Source organism: Pseudomonas sp. NPDC098747, from assembly GCF_044760045.1.
Lineage (GTDB): Bacteria > Pseudomonadota > Gammaproteobacteria > Pseudomonadales > Pseudomonadaceae > Aquipseudomonas.
This window is the reverse complement of the sequence record NZ_JBIWAL010000045.1, coordinates 14,929-37,211: the sequence shown is the minus strand read 5'-3', so window position 1 is coordinate 37,211 and position 22,283 is coordinate 14,929. Positions and strand designations below refer to the sequence as shown.

Annotated in this window: 15 protein-coding genes and 2 pseudogenes; 5 read left to right on the top strand and 12 right to left on the bottom strand. The window is 54.4% G+C overall.

Annotated elements, in window-relative coordinates:
- Positions 1–155: 155 nt before the first annotated feature.
- Entirely contained in the window at positions 156–1,130 is a 975-nt protein-coding gene (locus ACIQVE_RS22450; protein ID WP_402812330.1) for a DNA-binding protein, read from the bottom strand.
- A gap of 246 nt (positions 1,131–1,376) precedes the next feature.
- Between ACIQVE_RS22450 and ACIQVE_RS22445 the strand changes: the two genes are divergently transcribed.
- Together ACIQVE_RS22445 and ACIQVE_RS22440 are read left to right on the top strand one after the other, a co-directional pair.
- Positions 1,377–2,045 carry a hypothetical protein gene (locus ACIQVE_RS22445; protein WP_402812327.1) on the top strand — a complete coding sequence of 223 codons (669 nt, stop codon included), beginning with the start codon at positions 1,377–1,379 and terminating at the stop codon, positions 2,043–2,045.
- Complete coding sequence (locus ACIQVE_RS22440) at positions 2,042–3,184, top strand: tyrosine-type recombinase/integrase (protein ID WP_402812324.1); 1,143 nt, start codon at positions 2,042–2,044, stop codon at positions 3,182–3,184. Before ACIQVE_RS22445 ends, ACIQVE_RS22440 begins: the two co-directional genes overlap by 4 nt.
- Before the next feature lie 266 nt (positions 3,185–3,450).
- Here the strand turns inward: ACIQVE_RS22440 and ACIQVE_RS22435 are convergent, their stop codons facing one another.
- The 5 genes and pseudogenes from ACIQVE_RS22435 to ACIQVE_RS22415 form a co-directional block, all read right to left on the bottom strand.
- Positions 3,451–4,449 carry a ParB/RepB/Spo0J family partition protein gene (locus ACIQVE_RS22435; protein WP_402812321.1) on the bottom strand — a complete coding sequence of 333 codons (999 nt, stop codon included), beginning with the start codon at positions 4,447–4,449 and terminating at the stop codon, positions 3,451–3,453.
- Positions 4,450–4,557: 108 nt separating this feature from the next.
- Positions 4,558–5,691, bottom strand: coding sequence for a ParA family protein (locus ACIQVE_RS22430; RefSeq protein ID WP_402812319.1), 1,134 nt, complete (start codon positions 5,689–5,691; stop codon positions 4,558–4,560).
- 84 nt (positions 5,692–5,775) lie between these two features.
- On the bottom strand, positions 5,776–6,009 hold the full coding sequence (locus tag ACIQVE_RS22425) for a hypothetical protein (RefSeq protein ID WP_402812316.1): 234 nt from the start codon (positions 6,007–6,009) through the stop codon (positions 5,776–5,778).
- A gap of 67 nt (positions 6,010–6,076) precedes the next feature.
- Positions 6,077–6,487: a hypothetical protein gene (locus ACIQVE_RS22420; protein WP_402812315.1), complete on the bottom strand. Its 411-nt coding sequence runs from the start codon at positions 6,485–6,487 to the stop codon at positions 6,077–6,079.
- A gap of 48 nt (positions 6,488–6,535) precedes the next feature.
- A pseudogene (locus ACIQVE_RS22415) lies at positions 6,536–6,806 on the bottom strand (hypothetical protein).
- A 172-nt stretch (positions 6,807–6,978) separates the two neighbouring features.
- On the opposite strand from ACIQVE_RS22415, the pseudogene ACIQVE_RS22410 reads away from it, so the two are divergent.
- A pseudogene (locus tag ACIQVE_RS22410) lies at positions 6,979–7,280 on the top strand (type II toxin-antitoxin system RelE/ParE family toxin).
- On the top strand, positions 7,277–7,573 hold the full coding sequence (locus tag ACIQVE_RS22405) for an addiction module antidote protein (protein WP_402812312.1): 297 nt from the start codon (positions 7,277–7,279) through the stop codon (positions 7,571–7,573). Before ACIQVE_RS22410 ends, ACIQVE_RS22405 begins: the two are co-directional and overlap by 4 nt.
- 359 nt (positions 7,574–7,932) lie before the next feature.
- Here the strand turns inward: ACIQVE_RS22405 and ACIQVE_RS22400 are convergent, their stop codons facing one another.
- From ACIQVE_RS22400 to ACIQVE_RS22390, 3 genes are all read right to left on the bottom strand, one after another.
- Positions 7,933–8,595, bottom strand: coding sequence for a recombinase family protein (locus ACIQVE_RS22400; RefSeq protein WP_402812309.1), 663 nt, complete (start codon positions 8,593–8,595; stop codon positions 7,933–7,935).
- A gap of 132 nt (positions 8,596–8,727) precedes the next feature.
- Entirely contained in the window at positions 8,728–9,018 is a 291-nt protein-coding gene (locus tag ACIQVE_RS22395) for a type II toxin-antitoxin system RelE/ParE family toxin (RefSeq protein ID WP_402812306.1), read from the bottom strand.
- Positions 9,015–9,272, bottom strand: coding sequence for a type II toxin-antitoxin system ParD family antitoxin (locus ACIQVE_RS22390; protein ID WP_402812303.1), 258 nt, complete (start codon positions 9,270–9,272; stop codon positions 9,015–9,017). The genes ACIQVE_RS22395 and ACIQVE_RS22390 overlap by 4 nt, the downstream gene beginning before the upstream one ends.
- 100 nt (positions 9,273–9,372) lie before the next feature.
- Between ACIQVE_RS22390 and ACIQVE_RS22385 the strand changes: the two genes are divergently transcribed.
- Positions 9,373–9,687, top strand: coding sequence for a hypothetical protein (locus ACIQVE_RS22385; protein ID WP_402812301.1), 315 nt, complete (start codon positions 9,373–9,375; stop codon positions 9,685–9,687).
- A 564-nt stretch (positions 9,688–10,251) separates the two neighbouring features.
- Here the strand turns inward: ACIQVE_RS22385 and ACIQVE_RS22380 are convergent.
- The 3 genes from ACIQVE_RS22380 to ACIQVE_RS22370 form a co-directional block, all read right to left on the bottom strand.
- Positions 10,252–13,131 carry an RHS repeat domain-containing protein gene (locus ACIQVE_RS22380; protein WP_402812298.1) on the bottom strand — a complete coding sequence of 960 codons (2,880 nt, stop codon included), beginning with the start codon at positions 13,129–13,131 and terminating at the stop codon, positions 10,252–10,254.
- On the bottom strand, positions 13,128–17,669 hold the full coding sequence (locus tag ACIQVE_RS22375) for a SpvB/TcaC N-terminal domain-containing protein (RefSeq protein ID WP_402812295.1): 4,542 nt from the start codon (positions 17,667–17,669) through the stop codon (positions 13,128–13,130). Before ACIQVE_RS22375 ends, ACIQVE_RS22380 begins: the two co-directional genes overlap by 4 nt.
- A 681-nt stretch (positions 17,670–18,350) precedes the next feature.
- Positions 18,351–22,283: a neuraminidase-like domain-containing protein gene (locus ACIQVE_RS22370; RefSeq protein ID WP_402812292.1), complete on the bottom strand. Its 3,933-nt coding sequence runs from the start codon at positions 22,281–22,283 to the stop codon at positions 18,351–18,353.

The following is a 22,283-nucleotide window of genomic DNA, read 5'->3' as shown; positions in this document are numbered from 1 at the left end:
CTGCGATTTTATGCGGAGCCGCTGTCGCTTAACCACTGCACTGGCGTGGCTGGTAGTTGATCGCCAAGACGCTTCTCCACACTATCGAGCAACAAGTCGCAGAAATTCTTTGCTGGCATTTCCTACGCCGCAGCAAATTCTGCGCAGGATCTCTGTTAGATCATTGCTTCATCTTGATCAGGCACCTGCACCTGTACTTTGACCCTTTCCAGCAGAGCCATTTGCAATTTTTCATGCTGCTCACTGAGCTGAGCGTTGCGCTGCTCCAGCTTCTCCAGATTGCGATCTGTGGCCTCCAGTCGCCCGCGCAGGTGCGCCGCCTCATCACGGGCTGTCGATCGCAGTTGCCGCAGCTGATCTTTTTCGTTCCGCTCCTGCTCGAGTTCCTTGCTCAGCTTGTCGGTTTTGCTCTTGTGCTCATCACGAACCCGGGCGGTTTCGCGCATCAAGAAGTCTTGGGTCTTGACCAGTTCCACCTGGTGGCTTTCAGCCAGAGCGGACAGTTGCTGCTGGGCGCTCGTGCGCAGGTCCGTCAACTGCTGCTGCAGGCTGTCCACGAGCCCTTGCAGGCGCTGCTGTTCGTGTAAATGTTGTGCCTGCTGCAGAGCCGCTTTTTCGGCCTGATCTTTGAGCTCGGCCGCCAACCCTTTGCGCTCCGCCTCATTGGCCTGGAGCCGCTCGGCAAGGCTCTCCTTGTCAGCCCTGAGTCCTTCAATTTCTCGCGTCTGGCTCTCGAACCGCTCGGTGGCGACCTGCTCATGGGCGCGCGCCGTGGCCGCCGTCATCAGCGCGGACTCCGTCTGTGCCTGGAGCTGACGTCGCTCGAGTTCATGCCCCGCGGCGGCGGCCTCCAGGGCGACGTCCCAGATGGTATCGAGGCTCGTACACACGGCCTCGGGGATGCCCGGGCGGCGCAGTCGCGCACTGAGGGCCGGCCCGGCCTTCACCCAGAACTTCTTGATCTCGTCGTTGACCAGGTTGGGGGATGCAGTGATGCCGTGTTCGACCGCAATCAGCTCGCGAATGGAGGACTGGCGGACTTCCTCGCCTTGAGCGAGCAGGCGTGCCGCGCAGTCATGCACCCATTGCCGGGTGTTTTTGAGGGGGACGCTGGGGGGGTGAGTGGACATGGCGTCTCGAGCAGTGGAGGGCAGGTTGTCCCAGCATACACGAAAATGCTTTGATCATTTCGTACTGATATCGATATAAATCGTATTATATAATCCGTTAATTCGTGAATAACTCAGATTATCACGAATTGTTGACGCTCGGCCGAGCCGGAGCGCTGTCTAAGCGTAGCGGGCTCGAAGGCGAAAGGCCTTGCTGCTCCGACAGAACCCTTTAGAATCGGTTTTTTAGCTGAAAAGACTTGCGCTGTGGAACAAGCCCAATCACGCCGGGTGGCAAAGGGGTTGCCCTTCCTCCACCCGGCGAAACTGTCTCGCGAAGCCTTCAAAGCGTGCATTGCCCAGCGTGGCTGGCGGATGGCCGACGTCGCCTGTCGCTGGTCCATCCGCCCCGAGCACCTGAGCCGGCTTGCCGCGGATGAACAGCGCGATCTGAAATGGGATGACCTGGTGCGCGCGCTGCCGACGCTGACCCCCTTCGAGCGGGCGTGCGTGACCGCGGCCAGGCTTCAACTCGTGCCGGCGAAACCGCGAACGCGCAAAAGCCAAACGACCCACGAGGCGGTCCTATCTGAGGTGAGCGACGCGGTCGTTCCCACCGTCCCACCCGCGTCCCCCTTCCTGTGGGAGCATGGCGAGGAGGACGAGGACGAAGCGTTCGTGCCGGGCGTCGACGGCTTTCGCTACAACGGCTATCTGTCGCGGGGCGCCGAGCTGGTGGTGGTGCAGGCGATCGAGGATTTTGCCCGCGAGCAGTCAATCTTAGTCGTCATCGCCACCCGGCTCGGGATCGACCCCAGCGGCGGGGCACAGGAAGAGTACCAATGCGAGTCAGCCACCGGGGATCGACGCTGGATGGCCCCGGATCAGATTGACGACTGGCTGGTGTCCAATGGAAAAATACGGGAGCTACGATGATCAATCAGTCACCCACCCGCCTGGATTTTCAGGACAACACCGCGATCGCCTTGCTCGATCGCCATGACCTGGCGGGACCGGGAGAGACGCCCGACCTGATCCAGGCCGACAGCGACATTGAGGCGGCAGCGATCTGGTTGAAAACCACCGCCATCAATCCGAAGACGCAACGGGTCATGCGCAAGGAGGTGGAGCGCTTCATCTTGTGGGCACTGCACACCCGCGGCAAGCAGCTCTCGCAGATCAACGTCATGGACGTGAGCGACTATGCCGCGTTCCTGACCGATCCCCAACCCCGCGATGTGTGGGTCAGTGAAACCAAGTACCCGCGCCAGCATGCACAGTGGCGCCCGTTCGCCGGGCCCCTGAGTTTGAGCTCGCAGCGCTACGCCCTGGTGCAAATTGGCAGCCTGTACACCTGGATGGTCAAGGGCGGAAGGCTCCAAGGCAATCCCGTCGCGCTGGTGCGTAAACCACAAGCGCCGCAGGACACCACGATCAAGCGCCTGCTGCCTGAAGCAGGCATCGCCCTCGCCTTTGAAGCGATCAGCCTGACCCCAAGTCCCCGCAAGCGCGCCCGGGATCACTTCATGCTCAGCCTGTTCTACCTGACCGGTGTGCGCACCTTTGAAGGCACCACGTCCAACATGAGCAGCGTGCGCCGCTCGGCCAGCGGGACCTGGTGGCTGACGGTCCTCGGCAAACGTAACAAAGTCCGCGACGTGCCCATTTCTGACGAGTTGTACCAGGACCTGCTGTGCTACAGAGAGGCCTTCGGTTTGCCGCGAGAGATCCCGGCGCAAGACCCCACTCCCCTCCTCCTGGCGGCCAACTCGAAACTCAAGCGGGCGCACACCAGCACCGTGCTCAAAGCCATCATCGCGATCATGACCCGGGCGGCGGATCTGGCCCTGCAGCGCGAGCAATGGGAACTGGCCGAGCGGCTGGGGGGCGCGACCACCCACTGGCTGCGTCACTCCTGCTTCAGCCATCTGGCCAAGGCCACCGGCGACCTGGTGATGATCAAAGCTCTGGCGGGCCACAGCAAGATCGAAACCACCAGCCGTTACCTGCACAGCGAAAATGAAGCACTGCATACCCGTGTCGTCCAGACGCTGAGTACACCGCGGCTCAAGTAGCCACGTTGTTTGGGGACCGCTGGAGCTTGAAAGTTGAGCTGAGGCGTACCGGGGAGCAACCAGTAACCGTGTCAAATCGCTCGGCAGAGCCTGTGTCCGAGGCCACGCGATCAGCGGCTTGAAACATCCACCGTGACGCACATCGCGCGGTCACAGGGGCACCATCAGGATTGCACGGGTATCGTGCTCAATCTGGAGCGAGTCAGGCTTCGGGCCTCCTGACAAGGGTATCAGCAGGCCCAACCTGGCGCTCACGGAAAATACGACTACGGTACTTCGCTGCGTACCGCGCTCAGGTCGAGTGTGCGCAGAAACTCTTCAAAGTGTTGACTCAGGCGCTGCGGATCGATGCCCTTCTCGCACTTAAACTCAAGACGCGTACCGGTCACTTTTATGGTGCCGACCCCCTCAATCGACCGCCTCTCATTTTTTGGCGGCGTCGGATCTTTATTCAGTGCCGCGATTTCTTTCTCGATCAATCTCAGAGCCGCTTCTTGCTGGACGCCCGCCTCGTCCATTGCCTGAACAGCTTTTGCCACTATCCCCGGCTGAGCCTCGACATGATCGACAAACCGTTTGGCGTAGTTGCAAGTAATCAGCCCCGGACTCTTATCTAATACCGCTCTGATTGATTCGGGGAGCTGCATCAGGGTCAGACAACGGCTCACTATCGACACGTTGACACCTAGGCGACGCGCAAGCGCCCGCTGACTTTGTTCCTCGCCGTTTTCCAAGATACGGTGATAGCTTCGCGCATGTTCGTAGTCCGTCAGATCCTCCCCGCCGTTGTCTGTAAGCGCGAGTATCATCGCGATGCCATCGGTCATGTTCTGGATGACTGCCGGGATCGTCTCGTCGCCGTTCAACCGTACCGCACGCCAACGCCGCTCCCCTCCGACCAGCTCCAGCTTTCCATCTGGTAATCGTCGAACAATGATCGGTTTGCCCAGGCCAATCGTTTGAATCGAGGTTGCCAGTTCTTCAATAGCTTTTTCGTCAAAAACCAATCGCGGCTGATAGGGCGACTTGACGATCTGATTGACCGGAACGTTTGCGAGAATCCTTTCACCGTCGATCAATTCGCCCTCTAAGAGAGCTGCAGATAATGTTTGATTAACCTCAGGTGCCGCGTTCAAGCCCGCTTTTTCAAGCATTAAAGCCCTTGCAGTAGCCCGCGAGACTTGCGGTTTAGGGATGGCTTCCGGGGTTCTCAGACCGTGCATTGTTTGGCTATTGGGATTGCCTGGGTAGTCGTTAGATTTCATCTGATGCCTCGTTTTTGTTGGTGTTGCTAGTCGCAACACTTCTGCCAGCATCGGGTGTTGCTAGTAGCAACACCTCACCGGCAACCATCCTGTTGCTAGTAGCAACACTCAACCCGCCTTCGCCAAACCGCGTATCCGGTCCAGAATTTCGCCGTAAACGGTCCTTGCAGCGTTCAATGTTTCTTTGTTCGCCCCCTTCCAGAGCATCAGGGGGATACCTGCGTCCAAGGCCTTTTCGTAATCCTCCGAAAAGTAGATTTTTTCTTCCGTGACACCACCAGGGAACAGCTCATTCAGCCGCAGCAAGTTGTTCAGCAATCGAGTTCGGTTGCGTTTGAACATCGTAGGAATGGCCGCGATGGCAGGAGAGTAGCTGTACTCTTTAGCGAACCGCGCGCACCAGTCATGCAATCGAATCAAGGCGCGGAAGGAAAATTTATCCATCCGCACAGGGCAAAGCAGTAATTCACTCGCTGCCACAGAGTTTTTCGTCAGGCGCGAACCGGATGGTGCGTTGTCGAAAATAATCAAGTCATAGCCAGACAGATCGCACCCGGGAATCCTGCCGTTGGTTGCGTCATCAATCCATTTTGCGTACCACATATCCGAGTTGTTGGAGGCATCTAAGGCAACCCCCAAATCTTCCAAATAATTGTCAGCAGGAATAAGGTGAATGCCGTTTTCGCCAAATGGTTTTTTAATCACTTGATCTAAAGTTTTGGCTTCAAATGGACGCATGCGGAGCAGGGGACTGATGAGGTTTCCAAGGTGACCATCTACCAGCCGATCAGCAGGGATACCCATCTCTGCCAGATCATCAGGGCCAAGATCAGGGTCGTAACCCAGCATGCTGGATGTATCGCCTTGAGGATCGTTATCAATGATCAGCGTTCTTAACCCTGCCAACTGGCCACACACTGCCAAGCCGACTGCTGTAGTAGTTTTTCCCGTGCCACCTTTCTGAACGAATGTAGACACGACGATCTGCCGACCGATCCCCTTGGCTTGACCCAATGCGCGCCGCAGCGCGGAGATTTCGAATATGTCCGTCGTGGTGTAAGTACGCGCCGATGACGCTCCGCGCTGGATACGACGGATGTCTAAACCGTTTTCCGCTTCAATGTCTGCGAGGCGTCTAGTGGTCAGTCCAAAGCACGCAGCCGCGAATGCGGGGGTATAAAAAAGGTTGTTGTAGTCGACGAAATTCACCAGGTCTTCTACGGAGAAATTGTCATCAGTCATTGCTTTACCGTCAAAATTAGGTTAGCTCATTCTAATTCCTAAATACATGGTAAAAAAAGATTAATTCCGGATAAAGATATTAAATCAGGAAAAAACCAGAATTAACTGATTTATGAGGGAAAGGGCGGCCTTGCGGGTGCAGCCGATAAGAAGCACCAGATCAGCGACCATTTTGCTTATCAGTCCTTCTGCGATGCATGGCGGTGCGAACTTGGCAATGAACTCAAGCACGTGTGGCAGGTTTTCCGGGTTAGCCAACGCAACAAGAGGCAAGCTCAGAACTGAAGGATTCTCTGTGGTATATTTTGCGACAGACATAATTGCTCCTAACCAGGTAGTTTTTGTCTCGCGCTGGGGGTGGCTGCAACCATGCCCCGGCTTTTTTTTACGCCATGAAAGCCAGCACAGGAATAACATCCTGTGGAACCCGGCCGGTCAGTACAAGAAAGTGACGCCATACCCCATAAGGCACCGGGGTACTCCCTTCCTTAAAAGCTCTTACCCTTCGATTGGTCGATAACCCCAACAAATCAGCAAGCTTTGCATCCGTGCCGTACTCCTTGAAGTGCGACTGAAAATGCCGAAAGTACGCGCCGATAATGTCCGGATGCGGTGGCTCCCAACCCCCACGCTCACGTAGTAGGTGAGTGCGCGGGTATTGGCATTCATCAACCTCTGTTTGCGGCGATACCCTGGGCGCGTCCAAGTTGGCTTTTAGCTGCGCAATCGCGGCCTTCGTGCCCTCCTCGAAAATCATCGCCTGTTGTGTCGCGATACCGGGTAATTCAATAACCATGTCTAAATCCTTGTGAGGTTCAGAGCAAGGGGCTTACGCCCCCTATTCCTACCGTGGCGACAGCTCGATACGTCGAACGTCTGAAACACGGATGTTGACCAAACTCAGAGTCCCCGTGACTAGCGTTTTCCAGTAACCGCCCTGGTGAACATGCAACAGCGCGTAGAAAAGGTAATAAACGGGTAATCCGAATGCCGATATGTTCTGGGTTGAACTCTCGGACAGGCTCCCCGCATCGATCCGCAGATCCCCTCCGAACGATCCAGAAATGCGCCTCTGGAAAATTCGTCTGAATGGTCGCCACATCTGAAAGTCTCATCTCGTTCTCCGTCAGCGGCAACGACCAGCCCCCTCAAGAGTCGAGTGGCTCTCTGCGCGCCACCAACAGACAACATATTGGGCTAATTTAGCCTACCCTGGCAAGCATTTTTTAGGCTGATTTAGCCTAGATAATTGTTGCTCGTTCGTAGTTTATAAACTACAATACCCCCATGAAGACAATCAAACAAACAGCGACCTACATGACGTGGGAACGCAAACTCAAAGACCAGCGAGCTAAAGCCGCAATCGCAGCTCGAATCTTTCGGTTAGCAAACGGTTTGTTAGGTGACGTGTCGTCGGTAGGGCAGGGCGTCAGCGAGTTACGGATTCACTACGGACCCGGCTACCGCGTATATTTTCAGCAGCAGCGTGGCGAAGAATTCGTTTTGCTGTTGTGCGGCGGCGACAAAAGCAGCCAAAGCCGTGACATCGAGGCGGAAAAAAACTCGCCAGTGAGTGGAGGCCAGAATGAAAGAAGCAATTTACGACTACGACCCAGCAGCAGCCCTAGACGGCCCTGAAGCCATGGCAATTTTCATGGCGGATGCGTTTGAGACGGGTGACGCTGAATACATCGCCAAGGCAATGGGCGTCGTTGCCCGTGCCAAAGGCATGACCGAGCTGGCCCGTGAAACAGGCCTTTCCCGCGAGCAGCTTTACCGGTCATTTAGCGATAAAGGGAACCCAACGCTCAAAACCATGTTGGCTGTTATGCGTGCCCTGGGCATTGATATGACCGCTCGACAGCATGTAACCCCGCTGTAACCCCTTCCACCACTGCGCCGATCTCCCTCAGGTCAAGGGACGCGACCCCGGCTCGTCGTGACAGCTTCACCGTCGCGGCGAACGGAGTCCCGTGCGGAGCGCACCCTTGAACAGCCTCGATCCGTCAAGCCTTGCCTCAGGAGTGTGGGGTTGCTTCACCCCCACACTCCTGAGGTCAACGCGGCCGTTGCGAGTAGTAGGGCAGGGCCCTACGACTTGGATTTGGTTTTCTCCCTTTCTTGGCGAAAAACCTGCCCGCTCTGATGCGCCGTCCATGTGTCCGAAACCGAACCATTCCAACCAGGTGACGAACATCTGCCCAGAATTAAGCGAATGGCTGTTTCGGACACTGCACGGTACTAAAGACCGTTAATGGCGCAGGGGAGAGCGTCACCCTCAGGTTTGACCGGGCGCTGTGCCCAAATACGCTTTACCTGGCTAACGCTACACCCGGCTAAACGTGCAGTGTCAGCGATACTGCAGCCACTGCTTTTAAAGGCAATGACACGTTCGTGCATTTTTGTATTCGGTTGACGTCCGTTATACCGACCAGCCCCCTTGGCCAAATCGATTCCTTGTCGCTGACGTTCACGTCGGTCTTCGAAGTCATCAGGTGCTATCTGCAAGGCCACTCTCAAAAGCATGTCCTGTATTTCTTGCAGCACCACCCGGGCGACTCCACTGGATGCCTCTGCCAACTCCGATAGATCGACAATCCCTGGCACAGCCAGACGAGCGACTTTATCCCTGATCGCGTCAACAAGCTTTTCTGCTTCGGCCAGGGGGAGGCGGCTTATTCGGTCGATCTTCTCCGCGATAACGACTTCACCTGGTTGCAAGTCCTCAATCATGCGCAACAGCTCCGGCCGATCGGACCGGGGGCCCGAGGCTTTCTCGCGGTAGACCGCTGCCACGTAGTAGCCCGAGTTTCGAGCATTGCCAATGATCGCTTCTTGGCGCTGCAGGTCTTGGTCTTCGGAACTGACGCGCAGGTAAACCCGCGCAACATTGAGAGTCGTCATGACATGGCCTGTTTAGGTATACCCAAATAGGCCTAGCTTAACAGCTATGGCTCAATTGATCTAAACGCAACCTTAAAGAGCCATGCCAGAAAGAACCACCCTTTTGAGCCATTTAGACCGACGCAGCGGCGCTTATTCAGAGTCGATGAAGATTGCCGCGTAATCCATCGCCCCATGAAGGACGTGCACGACCACAACGCGATCAGCTTCTATCTGATAGAAGATCGCATAGTGGCCATGGACTCGGCGCCGAAGGGCGTAGCGGGAAATGAGGGGGAAGGATTGGTACGTGCTCGCCAAGCTTAGACACTTGTCACGCAGCTCAAGGACAAAAGACAGAGCACGTTGCGGATTATCTTGGGCAATGTAGTCGCCGATTCGCTCTAAATCGCCTTCAGCTTCATCTGTCAGGTGAACGATCATTCTGGCTTATCAACCATCGCCTCGTATCTTGCTGCCAGTCGGTCAAAGACCTCTTTTGCAGGCTTCGTGCGGCCAGCTTCGATGTCGCCCAGGCCGCGAGCAATCGAGGCGTCCAGCGCCGCCAGGCGGGTTTCACGATCCTGGACCAGCCGAACACCTTCACGCAGAACTTCGCTTTTCGAGCCGTAGCGACCGGACTCGGTCAGTTGCGTCACATAGTTCTCAAGTGACTTTCCAAGATCAGCACTAATCATGTTTTTTACCTCCCAATAAGCATGCCTTCAGGATAGCTGACTTGATAACTGTTATCAAATCAAGTCGTAGCCCTACTCTGAAGCTGGTTTTTGGGAGGATGTGAGTGATATTCCGTTACCTAATGCGCGGGATCAGATCATCGCTGATTTGAACCAGAAGATGGATCAGTTCTTCGCCTCCGGCAAGACTGCCGAGCAAATTTCCAGCGTTGTCAGTGGCGAAAAACAAGGATTAGGTGCCCCCTCGTACAGCAAGCAGCTCCGTAGGGCTCGTGACAAGGACGCTGTCAGACTTGAGGAGTTGGTCGAGGCTGGGATGACGCTGCTTGAGGCTGCCAAGGAGATGGGTATGGAGGCCAAGTGGGCACACCTGATTGCCAAGGAGAGTATTATCCGGTTCGCCGAACCATCGTGATGCGCCCCTCAAATAGCCGGTCGGTAGGTGTGCAGTGGTCAACTAATTCCGGGCACGACGTTAAGTTTTTCTCGGCCTGAGCGGGCGCCAGCCCGTGGTTGAGTTGATAGGGGCGACTCAAGTTGCCCTTGAGGCCTTGCTTGCTGCTCGTAAGTCATATCCAGCGCCAAGAGGGCGAGATCCGTGTACGGTTGCTGTGAAACCGAACCGGTTACAGCGAACAAGCTCGCTCAACTGATTGAAAAGAACATTGCCAGCCCCAATGTTCTGTCAATGTTTCTGACGACCCCATACTTCGATGGCCAGCCACTGTTTTCTGCACCGATGTAGCTCAAACAGTTCACTAGGATGACCTACGCCCGAGTTTGATTTGATCCCGCCCCTGCGATTTGTGGATTTAATACACTGAGCGCGCCGTCAGATGAGGTCCATGAGTGCATACAGATTAGTTCTACTATCATAAGAAAATTATCGAGGTAGCAGATCACTGTCTGACACCTCGATACCGCTGGATTGTTCCCCTCAATTAAACGACAGATTAAGAGGGTTAGCTAATCGGCAACATCAACTCCACTGACTGGGGGGGTTGTTATAGTCAAGACTTACAGAGAATTTATTTCCTGCAACACCTGTCTTTGTTGGGTTGGAGAAGAGTTTTTTTCCCGTTTTTTTCATGCTTTTTTCAATTCTAAGTGAGGTGTTTAATGTTCCAGATGCAGGCACCATGCGCCCAGCTGTCGGGGCAAAATAGCTAAAAGTCATTTCGTTTTTGAAATAAATAACGACGCTTTTAGCTGATGATATTATATTGACGTTGGTGATTGAGAAACCTTTGAATTCTCCACCGAATCTTTCTTCTAGTGGTTGTTTTGTTATGTCGTGTAGTCCTTGGTGGACAACGCTTTTTATATATTCGCGTTGTTTGCTTTTTATGTTTTTCATGGCCTGTTTAATGTTTTTCTTTGGTAAGGAATAATAGGTGTCATCCATTTTTGGAAGCGCGGTTCCATTGATAAAAACTGTCGCTGAAGAGTCGGCAACCAAGTCGTAGAATGGTTTGGTTTTATTCTGACCAGACTTATATCTGATTGGTTTTCCAGTCAGCGGGACGATGGCAGCGTGTGCTTCTAGGGGAAGGCTATTTGCAGGGAGGGCGGAAGCGGGGGCCGCCACCTGTGCGAAGGGGCTGGAAGCACTCGCCCCCCCCCCTGCGAATGGGTTCGCACTTAAATCGGTTCCATCATCATTGACTATTTGCAGTACGCTTGGTGTTGCCGCTCGCGACGGTGGTGCCAGAGATAGCGGTTCCGCTGCGTTGCTATTGATTAAAGCGTCACTCATCCCTGACGTTGCGTCCCCGCCGCCGCAACAGCACAGGTCCGCGAAGCTGAAAAGTCCATCGGCATCCTGCTGGGTGATCGGGTTATTGCACACCATACAAAACAAGTTCAAACCGTCGACGGTGCCGGCCGGATCGGGATTTAACCAACGCCCCAGCCACGGCGCGTAATAGCGGTATCCGTAGTAATACAACCCGGTGGCATCGCGCTCCTTGCCCGAGTAGCGCACATATTTGTAGGCGGCATCAGTTTCATTGCGCGCCGACCAGACGGCGGTACCGCCGTACGGGAAATATTCTTCCCAGGTCAGGATGTCGGCCTGCTGGTCCAGTTCGAGGACCGAGGAGCCGATCGAATCGCTCAGGCTGTAGCGCACCTGGTCATTGGCGATGCTTTTAGGTCGGCCCAGCTCCCAATGCAGCAGACTGACCGACTGACGTCCGGCGGCACCGATATTGATCACATGCAGTATTTCTGTCGGTGTGGTGCTGCCGCCCACTGTCTGCTCGGTCTGGCGTAATTCTAGGCCGGGCAGGTAGCGCACCCGTACGCTGCGAGTGGTGCCACCGGTGAGTGTGGTGCGTAACTTGGTCGCTCGCTGGCCCGCGTTGGCATACCAGTAAACTTCGGTGTCGTCGGTGGCCCCCGAGCGCGCCACTTGCGTGGTGCGCAGCAACTGGTTGCGGCTGTCCCATGCCAATGCCTGAGCGGCCCCCAGACGAGTCAGATTGCCGCAGGCGTCGAAGCCGCCGTCGACGTCGTCCGAGGTGAGTTCTCCGGTCTGCTCAAGTGCGCGATTGGACGTGCTGGCGACCACCATCTGCCGAAAATGGGAGTGCAAGCCCTGATGGGCGACGGTGGTCAGGTTGCCACCGCGGTCATAGTGGTAGCGGCGGGTGTAGTTGCTCAGCTCGCCGGCATCCTGCCACAGCGGTATGAGCGCCGACGGCAAGGCTGCGCTGTGTGATCCGGCATTGGCGTTCTCGCGCCCGCTGGCCCGGCATAGTTGGTAGAGCGCATCGTAGTCGTAGCTGCTGGCGGCGGCGACCTTCTGGTTGCGCGTGTGGCGGATGGCCTTGGTGGTGTCGCCCGTGTCCAGCAAATTGCCGACCGGATCGTATCGATAGGACAGCGCCTGCAGGACTTGAGTGCGTCCATCAGCGGTAGAGGGGCGGCGGGTGGTCAGGAAGGACAGGCGCCGGGTCTGGGGTTCGTAATCATACTCGGTGATGACGCCATTGCCGGCTTCCTCCCGCAATACCTGGCCGGCAGCGTTGTAGTCGATGGCGTGCAGCAGCGTTTGCGGCGGCTGGCCGGGCAGGGTGAGGTCGCTCTGGGCCAGTTGACCAGCGATGTTATAGCGCTGGCGCTGGCGATTGCCCTTGGCGTCGGTGCGTTGCACTTCCATTTCCTGCGCGTTGTGGCTCCAACGGGTGGTATAGGCTTGTGGCGCTAGGTCGCCCTCCCAGGACACCGGATCGTTGCCGCTCCAGTCGCTGAGCAGTACCGCGTCGCGCAGAAATTGCTGTCGGCTGCTCAACAGCTCGCCACTGATGCTGTAGGACGAGTAGACCGTCACGCCGGCAGGATTATGGTGCGACAGCAATTGCCCGCGGCAATTGGCATCAACCGAGGATGCACCATCGCCGTAGACCATGCGCTCACTGATTCGGCGGGGCCCGCCGGTGGGTTGTTCGCTAACGAGCGTCAGGCGATGGAGCGTGTCGAAGGTGCGGCGTAATTGCAGGTCGCGGCTGTTCCATTGCAAGACAATACCGCCCTCGGCGTCAGGCAACTGCACGCGGTCGCCGTTATCCTGACTGCGGATGGCCAGCGGCTGGCCGGACAGAGAATTCAAATAACGCAGGTTGGGCAGCACGCTGGGATCGCGCCGCTGCTCGTCGAACAAGCGGGGGTCGATGCTGCTGGCGAGCTGGCCCCGTTCCGTGTAGGTCTGCCGAGTGACGAGCTCGTCCAAGACATCTTCGGTGTGCGTGCGGTTGTACTGTACGGTGCGCACCACCAGGGCGCGGTTGTCGACGATCGATAATGTGGGCGTGCCTTGGCAGCGCCGGGCGGTGGTGATATCGGCTACGGTGGTCATGATGAAAGCACCTCATGCAGAGTATCGTTCAGGTCCTCGGTAATGCTGAACCAGGGGTAGTAACTTTGACGTTGCAGGAAGCCCTGCGCGTTGACGACACACTTTTCGCGTCCCAACGGGTCGTAATAGTAGGTGTCGACGTAACCCCATCGGCGTCCTGACGCAGCGTTGACATAGATTGGTTTGTCGACGAAGTACGGCTGGTATTGGCGAACCGGCAGTCCTTTGTTGTTGTAGTCGACCTTGCCTGATGTCATCCAACGGCAAACCGCGGCATCGTCAATCACGAGCTGGTTTTCGCTGTCCAAGACCAGTTGGCCATCGTGATCGACGATATAGGACAAGCCAGTCTCTGCCTTTTGTTGGGATTGCAGGGAACGACCAAAGCCATCGCTGAATTCCAGCATGATTTGAATTTGCTGATCGGGTGCATCGGGAAATTGGTCTGCTGCGAATACAGCGCTATGTATCGGCGCTCGTGGCAAATCACGGAACAGCGTGCGCAGCGAGGAGGGCACGCCAGGGATGTCGGGGCCATGGCGCGCCCATTGACGACCTTTGGCCAACACATGACCGGAGGCAGTAATGAGACGGGCTTGCTGCAGTGATTGCCAAAGTGCCGCCGCGGCTGATGGATCCAAGTAAGCCTTTAGTTGCGAAGTGGAAATCTGTCCCATCCAGCTGTGTAGCTGATACAGACTCACCGAAGCAGCTTGTTGAAGCGCACCCCCAGGGTCGGCGATTGCCAGGGCTATAGCGTTCAGAGCGGCGGCATTGGCATCGAATTCGCTCACGGGCGCGAACCCGACATCAACAGGTGCGAGCTCATCGGGCGCCAATTGCGTACCGAAAAAGGAACTGGCAATTACTCTGCCCAGCGGGTCATACAGGACTTGGCTCTGGTTAAAGTTCGGGTCCGTTATTTTCCATGGCGTTAAAAAACGGTAGTCGTATTCGGCACGGGTCTGGTTGCTCGCAGCATCGGTTGACGATGCGACTACACAATAATGCAGGTCGTACTCCAGACGTTGAGGCCCGACAATGAGCGTGCTTTGTTGCGCCCTGGGAAGGAAGAACGGCAAGCAAACACCGGAATCCGCATAGCCGATGTAGCCACTGGGGACGACCCATACCGTGCTGGCCGGCATGCCTGCTGCATTCAGGACTACGGGCTGCTGACGATAGCCCGCGTCGGTCAGCGCACTCTCGATGTCTTGAATTTCGTTGTAGACAGCCAGCATTTCGTCATCTAACTCGGCCGTTTCGGTATGGTGAATCAATGCCAGAGGCGGGGGCGGGACACCAGCAGGCAGCGGCGCAGCGCAGTCCTGGTCAAAATAATAGGTGACCTGTTGACCGGAAAGGACCCGTGTCTGGGTGATGCCGATTACGCCATCGACCCGAAGTAAATCCGTGTAATCGAGCCCCTCGTTATTGGCGGGATAACCCGTATACCCATGGGGGGCGGTGATGAAGTTTTCCCGAAGCTGGTGCGCAAGGCTCATACGCCACGCTTGCGGGTCATCCAGGTTGTACACGGCGCGACGGGTTTCGATCAGCCGCAGCACATCCTGATCGTTATCGTAGCTACTATGCCACTGCGCATCCGGCACTTCGGGGGCATAAGGATTGGTCGGTGCTTGAGGTCGACGAGCATAGTAAATCTTCACTTCATGGAGCGGCGTACCAAACGGGTCTATGTGCAAGCAAACCGCTTGTTCGACTTGTGGGTCATTAGCGATTCGGTCATAGGTGGTCGTCAATTGCGCCAATTCGCTCGGCATGGCGACACAATAGGGGTGAGTCAGGCTGGCGGGTTGAAGCAATCTGACTTGATACTGCCTGGTTTCAACCGTATAGGGGACGCCGTCCCGCAGGCTGCCATCGACGCCATAGACTTCCATCCGCAACAGGCGCCCCTTCAATGCCCGGTACAACTGATAGCGGGTGTTGGTATCGACCGTACCCAGCGCCTCATCCTGGGTGGTTTCGGTATTGAAAGAAGTGAGGCGTGTGAGCCCCACCGGGAACATCGCTGGATCTTCATACGGCGACATTGTCGGACTGGTTTCCGAGTCTTCGAGGCCGGTGTGAAACCAGGTTTTGGTCAACGTAGGTGCTGTGTTGGGAACATCCGCCGCGGTGGGCAGCGCCAAATCGGTGGTGTCTAATTGCTGAACAAAGCCAAACCCACGAAATTCGCGATCCAGCCCCGCATAAACACCTTGCAGATAACTGCAGCTCTGTGAAAGCTGGTTGCCACTGATTTCATCCAGGCTAACCGTGCTGGACAGTAGTGGCATCGGAAATGGCAAGTGGCAGCGAGCGTCCGGGTTCTCCTTTTTCTCATCAAGCCATTCTTGTGCCGAGCTGCGGTAAGTCAGTGTGCTGCAAGCACCCAAATTATTATTGATCTGTTCCAGCAAAAAGGGCTTGGTGTTTGTAAATGCATAACAGAAATGTGCTGGCGTCATATGGGAAATAGTAAGCACCAGATTGGCCATGCCGGTTCCGCTCATATCGACGAAACTGACCTGGGAGAGCATGTCGTAGCGAACACCTGACGGCATGGGCAAGATGAGCGGCGTAGTCTCGTATCCATTGCCAGATTGATTCAGGAATATCTTGAAGTGGTCAGACTCTGCGTAGATCAAGTCTGCGGCACCTGAACCATCGATATCAGCCAGAAACACACGCGCCGGATCAAAGGTAGCGGGATCAAAATCGAGCGTGGTCAACATGAGCGCAGAACCAAACTTCCCCCTGCCCAAATTTGGCCAGCACTCGAGGCTGTTACAGCGAACACGCACCAAGTGCGCCTGGCCGGAGCCCAGCACGTCGCTGAATGCAACCAGTGCGCCGGGGTCGCTATTGAACACCGGCAGTGTTTTGTCGCCAGCATAGGCGACATCCATGCTGGGGCCGAAACCAGCGAGTCCTGCATTGGGGTAGAGGCGCACGCTATTTGGACCTATCAGCGCCAGGTCGGCCAGCCCGCTACCGATCAGGTTTGCCAGCTGTGCGGAGGGCTGTAGGAGTTCGGTAGGGAAAGCCGGGAGGGGGATAAATCGCGACCAATTGTGGTCAGGATTCAGGGTGAAGTACCCGGCCATTGCTGGCTCGGCGATGATCCAGTCCAAACGGCCGTCGCCCGAGATATCCATCAACCGCTGACGTTCGGGGTTGAGAGAAGGGACAAGCGGCAGGCTCCGTGAGGGTGAATAGGCGATGGAGTCCGGGCCATCGTTACCGCGCTGCGGTGCCTGATAGCGCCAATCGCCTTCGACCTGGTACAAGATGCCGGGCACGCCCTCGCCGTACAGGTCAACCAACTGATAGGGAGCACCGTCATTCCTGCCGGGGAACGCCGGCAAGCGACAGTATGCGTCGGTAGAAAAGTCCGGTTTGAAGGCGGTATACATCAATTCAAGTGGTGGCAGTGATTGCACCATGCCGTCAACGTCATAGGCGCAACTTTGCGCCGACACCAGGCGGCTTAGCTGCCGGGTTTGCTCGTATCGCAACAATAAACGGTGGACCAGGAACTCGGGCTCACCCAGTTCATCCGGGAAATGATGAAACATGAGAACCTGGTGACATAGACGATGGGTGCGAACTTCGAATCCCAGCGCATAGTCGGAAAATGAATCCTGCCGGAATGCCCATGGCTGGTCGGGATGCCATGCGGGGGCGCTTTGCTCCAAGAGCGTACGTTCGCCGTAATCGAAAACCAGCGTAAACAACCATCGGGGCTGGTCAGCGGCAGGCACCATCCCCCATGCATAAAGAGGGGCATAGGGACTGGCATTGCCATATTGAACCTGCATCAGGTAGCGATTCGCACTCTGCGCTCGGCCAGCCTCTTGGCCCTGCATGTCGACGTTTTCGCTGTTTTCGCATTGATAGACATAGCGGATGTGCTCGCCGTTTAACGTGCACGATTCGTCCAGCAGCCACTGGCCGATCTTGCTTTGATCGGTGGGGTCGGCAATTCTGGACAAGGGGGATTTTCCCAGGCAGTGCAACTGGCCATCCACAGAATGGATGAGCCAGAAGTCTCCACCTTCCCCTGTCCCTAGCCAATGTTCAATACGGTCAGACTCTGTCATCAGAGCAGGAAAGTAGCGAGTGACTTCATACGTTTGATCCAGTGACAGCCCGCCGTATTGCGATACCGCTGTGGAAACCACCTGGCCGGCTTTATCCAACTCAGGGGCCATCACTTCACCGTTCGGGGCCAGGTAGTCGTCAGTGCCCTGGTAGCGCGGCACCCCTTTGCTGGTACGGCGGCGTATCGTGAGCGTCGCCACGTCCCATCCGACACCGAAGCGACCATTGCCTTGGCCACTGCCGTACTCCAACGACAATGGCGGCGCATAACCACGTCCTGACGAAATCGGTAAAGGAACCGATAAGGTGGACTGGCCAGTTGCACCGCCGCCTCCCAGTGTTTCGCCCATGCCGCGAATGGAACCGCCGCCTTTAGGCAAGCTGAGTTGTGACACCGCAACATTTTGCGAGAGCGAGGTTTTGTCCATAGATGTACTCCATTTTCACTAGGTACTGCACGAGATAGGTTGAAATGTCTGAGCGTGGAAAATCGCCGCCTTAAATGGTGGGGACTTTTGAAGGCAACGCGATACAAACTCAGCGGCGCGCCTTGGGAAGTAATCAAGGATCTGATTGCCCGGAGTCAGAAAATGGGACGCCCACAAAACATGAGCCGTTGACGATATGAAGATGTTTTGATCCGGACCAGATTCGGGGAGCGAAATTGAATGCTAGATTTTTCCAATACTCATTAAGTAACACGTTAATTTTTACCGGGCGATGGCGCATCAGCAATTACACCTGCGTCATTACTCAAGTCCTTCGGAAATATCTCTATTATTTCAGTCAGTAATATTTTGGGGTTATTCATAACGCGCCATCCATAGATGGATTTATCGTGAAAGTCCAGAAAAAACCTGCAGAAAGGTAACTCTTGAAATTTTATTTTAATAAACTTCAAGAGTGCCTGCTTTTTTATAACGAACTTTTTGTAAAACTGAAACTGGTAGTCTGATTTTGGACTAATTGATCAAGCGAATGTTTGGATGACCGAAGGAGAATCGCCGCGTTATTACGCGCTTCGACAGATCGCGAAAAGTTTTGCGGCGATGGTCTCTTTGGCCTATGCCATGCAGTGCTTGCGAAAACTATTTTTCAAGCTTTCGCGATCACTGATCTTTAAGGGTGTAACGCAATTGATAGATGGCATCCGCCAGACTCTCAACCAGCGCGCGTTGCTGTCCCAAGGGGCCGACTTGATAAAAGCTTAGCACCAGTGTTCCAGCTTCGGTGGGAAGCCCTTCAAATGGAAGGTATTTGCTGGTGTTATAGGTCTCCATCGTGAACATTCCCGAATCATCCAGGCCACGAGAAAGGGCGATCATCGTGCCAGGCATGTTCAGCGAAGCATTTTGATACTGCATCTCGAGGGTGGCATTCAGATCCTGATAAGGACCCAGCAAACCTGGCAAGGTGACGCTGATGCCGTAAAACCGCCCGATCCTGTCATTGCTGTTACAAGCGTTCGCCAGTTCCAATGTGGAGATGTCAAGCGTGACGCGCAGGATGCTGTCTTCCTCTTGTTCGTTATTGTGCATATAAGTGACGGTGATTCCGCTGGCGCCGGAATCTTGGGGCTGGGGGCTGTCGGATGCTGTGAAAGCTGCATCGATGACTGAAGCGAGCGAGTCCGGGGGATTGGCTTTCGCCAGCTGCGTATTCAGAGACACGGTCCTCTGAACTTCCAAGCCTCTCTTGTCATGTTGGAGATAGGTATTTTCCAGCCGTTGCAGTTCCAAAACCAAACCTTCACCGGCGAACAAGCCCTGGTACAAGTCATTCCACATTGGCGCCGTAAACAAATTCTGGGCTTTTTCGGCACCAATTTCCCTTACCAACGCAGCCTTAGCCGTAAGACATAGGGGCAAAGTAGCGTCATACAATTGATAATACAGGGCGGACAGACGGCTAGTCATCCAGCTATAAAGGGGCTGCCCGGTGAAACGAGTGCTTTGCAGCTGGTAAACAGCTTCCTGATTGGCGCGTTCCAATTCATTGAGCGAAAGCTGTTTTTGTGCCATGTGGATCTGCTCAGTTTGAGCAGTTATTTGGCTTGTGATCTGCCCTACATCCGCTTCAGCATTGTCTCGCTGAATCAACCAGTCTTCACGCCGACGACGATACTGCGCATCGAGCGTGAGGCGGGTTGACGCATTCTGGCAGACCAAACCTTTGACTGAAGAGTCGGCAGCAAGTGCGCTAGCGAACCCGCCAAGCCTTATTCCGCCAAAGGCCAATCCAAACACATTGGGGAAGCTGTCCAGCACAGCGGCGGCATGGGTAAATACCTGACTGGCCTCATAGTGCGAAGCTGATTCGGCTTGTAGATTCATCGCCTGAGTTTCTGTTGTAGAAATCCAGTTGTTGTACAACGCGCCGTAATGGTCACGACGTCGTTTTGCACCGTCCAGGGATTTTTCCAGGGCATCCAGCGTACCCTGCTGTATAGCCATATTAATCTGTTGAATATTCTGCGTTTGCGCAAGTACACTTTTTTGCTGGGTTTGCAATAACAATGTCATTGTTTCATTGTCACGTTTTTCCAGGACACTCAGTAATTGAGCACCAAATTGCACAACGTTATTGGCGGCGCTTCTTGCCCTGTCAATCAATACCGAGAATCGCAGTTGGCTCGGCAGCGCTTGCACCTGTGTGATATTTCCGCCGGGGCCATTGCCCGCACTATTCCTGCGTTGCAATTCCGTGGGAGATAGAGGGGTAGCGTAACTCGGGAGGGTCAACGGCTGCCCGTTCAGGCTCAGATTGTGTCGCAGATTGTAGAACCGTACCGCCAACTTATCCCAGTAGAGCAGCAAATCTTCATTGAAGGGAGGGAGGAAATGTCCATTTTGGGAAAACATATAGGTGCATAAGTCATGCATTAAATCCTGATTGGGACTCAACGAGATGTCTACCACTGCTTCTTCGGCCAGTGTAGGATTTGGCCAGGAGTTGTTGTAATCGATTTCTGGACGTGCCCCCAGGTATTGCGATGCCTGTAAGTAATACATTCTGGCTTGCGTAAGCATATCGGGCTCTAATTGCCGGTAGCAATGATCGCCATTCTCAATCAACATGTTGACGGTTTTGAGAAAAATCGCCATTTTGAAGTGCATGGGATCGTTCATTGCAATGGCATCGGGATCGGTGGTATCCAGGATTCCGGTGTTCCAGCAGTAATCTTCTTGCAGGGGGACTACATTCCAGTAACGAACCTGCAGGTCACCTTCAGAGTCTTCGACTTTTTCAACCGCGCCATCAATGTCGCGGTATCCCGTACTATTGAAAATGTACTTGTACCACAGGGCTGAGTTTTCGTAATTTTGCTCGGTCAGGTAGCGGTCGGCGATCAAGAAAGAGGTGTAAAAGAATATTTCCCAAAAATACAGCCCATAAGAACTATCGAAATTAATTGGTGCAGGTGAAATGCGATTTGGAAGAGAAACATGGGGTGGAAAATACTCTATTGGTTGCTTTTGAGTTTTATAGCTCAGCAGGCCAGAGATTCCTTTTTTTGCCAATTGTTCGTAAAAGAAGGGGCCGGAATTTGTACTGATCTCGGCCAAGGGATGAACCCACAAACCATCATCGTGTTGAAGTTCATCTTTTGTAAATTTGAAGTATGGACTGCGGAAGTATGTATTCGCAAACCCTGTGTTCAGCTCTGCAACTTTGATATTTAGGCGTAGATCCGGTTTGTCCGAACCTTTCAGGGTGATGTAGGAAATATCCTCGTTCAAGGGGATAGTACAGGAACCATCGACTTGACTCACGCGCACATCTCTTTGAATTACTACGTCATTAACATTGTAACTGCTATAGACAAGGCTGAGTATGCTCGCAATTTTGATGTTGTCTTCCGTCACACTCTCGACAACACAACGAGTACCACTAACGTAAAATGTATCTCCCGCTTGAACGGGTACGATATTGGCAAATACAAACTCAACATCAGAGTGAATGAACCCTTGAGGTGCCCACTTTGATCCACAGAGTGTCCATGAGTTGTCATTTAAGTAGGCGTAAAGTATTGGACTTCCATCCACATCTGCGACCTCAGCAAACAAGATATATTTTTTTGTAGTGACATCATTGGCACACCAGACACGCCCAGGCATGCTGAATGGGATTGGAATCTTTCGGAATGAACACCATTTTCCGTCGGAGTTCAAATAGTACAGGTTTGCTATATAGGTGGTAGCGGACTGTGTGTCGTCAGGGCTACCTTCTGTATTGCAGCTAAGCCAGCAGACAAAATAGCGATTGTTGAACCAGAAGGGCGCAGGGGGGGCGATAGCGGAATCACCTATCGGAGCTGATATCATTGTCCACTCACTCCAGGCGCCACCGGTCAGTCTGTTCGCGTCGTTCTTGATTGATAAATTACATCGACGCAGGTAGTACTCAGAAGGCTCGCTTGTTGTTTTTCCAATAAAGTAAATCGAATCATTGTTGTCTGGGTACGCAGAATTGACACCTGATTGATAAGCGCTGATGGTGGTCAGATTGGCGAGCGTTTCAAACTTGTTGAGGTATTCGGTATAGGCCTCAGTAATTCTATTGGTATTGATTTTTCCTTGCGAAATAGTTTGCTCCAGCGCTGAAAACAGTGATGTTTTGTTACTGCGCAAGGCCGGTGTGATATAGATGGATGGGTAATGTAGCAGTCGCTTTTTTCCGGCCCAGGTGGAGTAGGCCTGATTGTAGTCGGACCAGTTGGAGAGGAAACCACCGGGTCTGGATTCCTCAACCATCGCAGACCCAGTTCCTTCGTCTACTTCAGGATCATTGCCGCCAAGACATCGATTGATGTAGGTTTGCAGGCTGGAAATCATATCCGCGATGAATGTGGCATCGACTTGCGCAGAGTTCTGTGGATCCATGAGTAAATACTCATACAGGTCATCTGCTGTATTAATGGTTTCGTTCAACGGAACGCCATTGACCTCGGTGTCAGGGATGCAATGTGCAATGTAGGCAGGAACCAGATAGTCACGCCGTACTTCAAGCAGGTTCTTCAACACTGTAGCATTAATAGACAT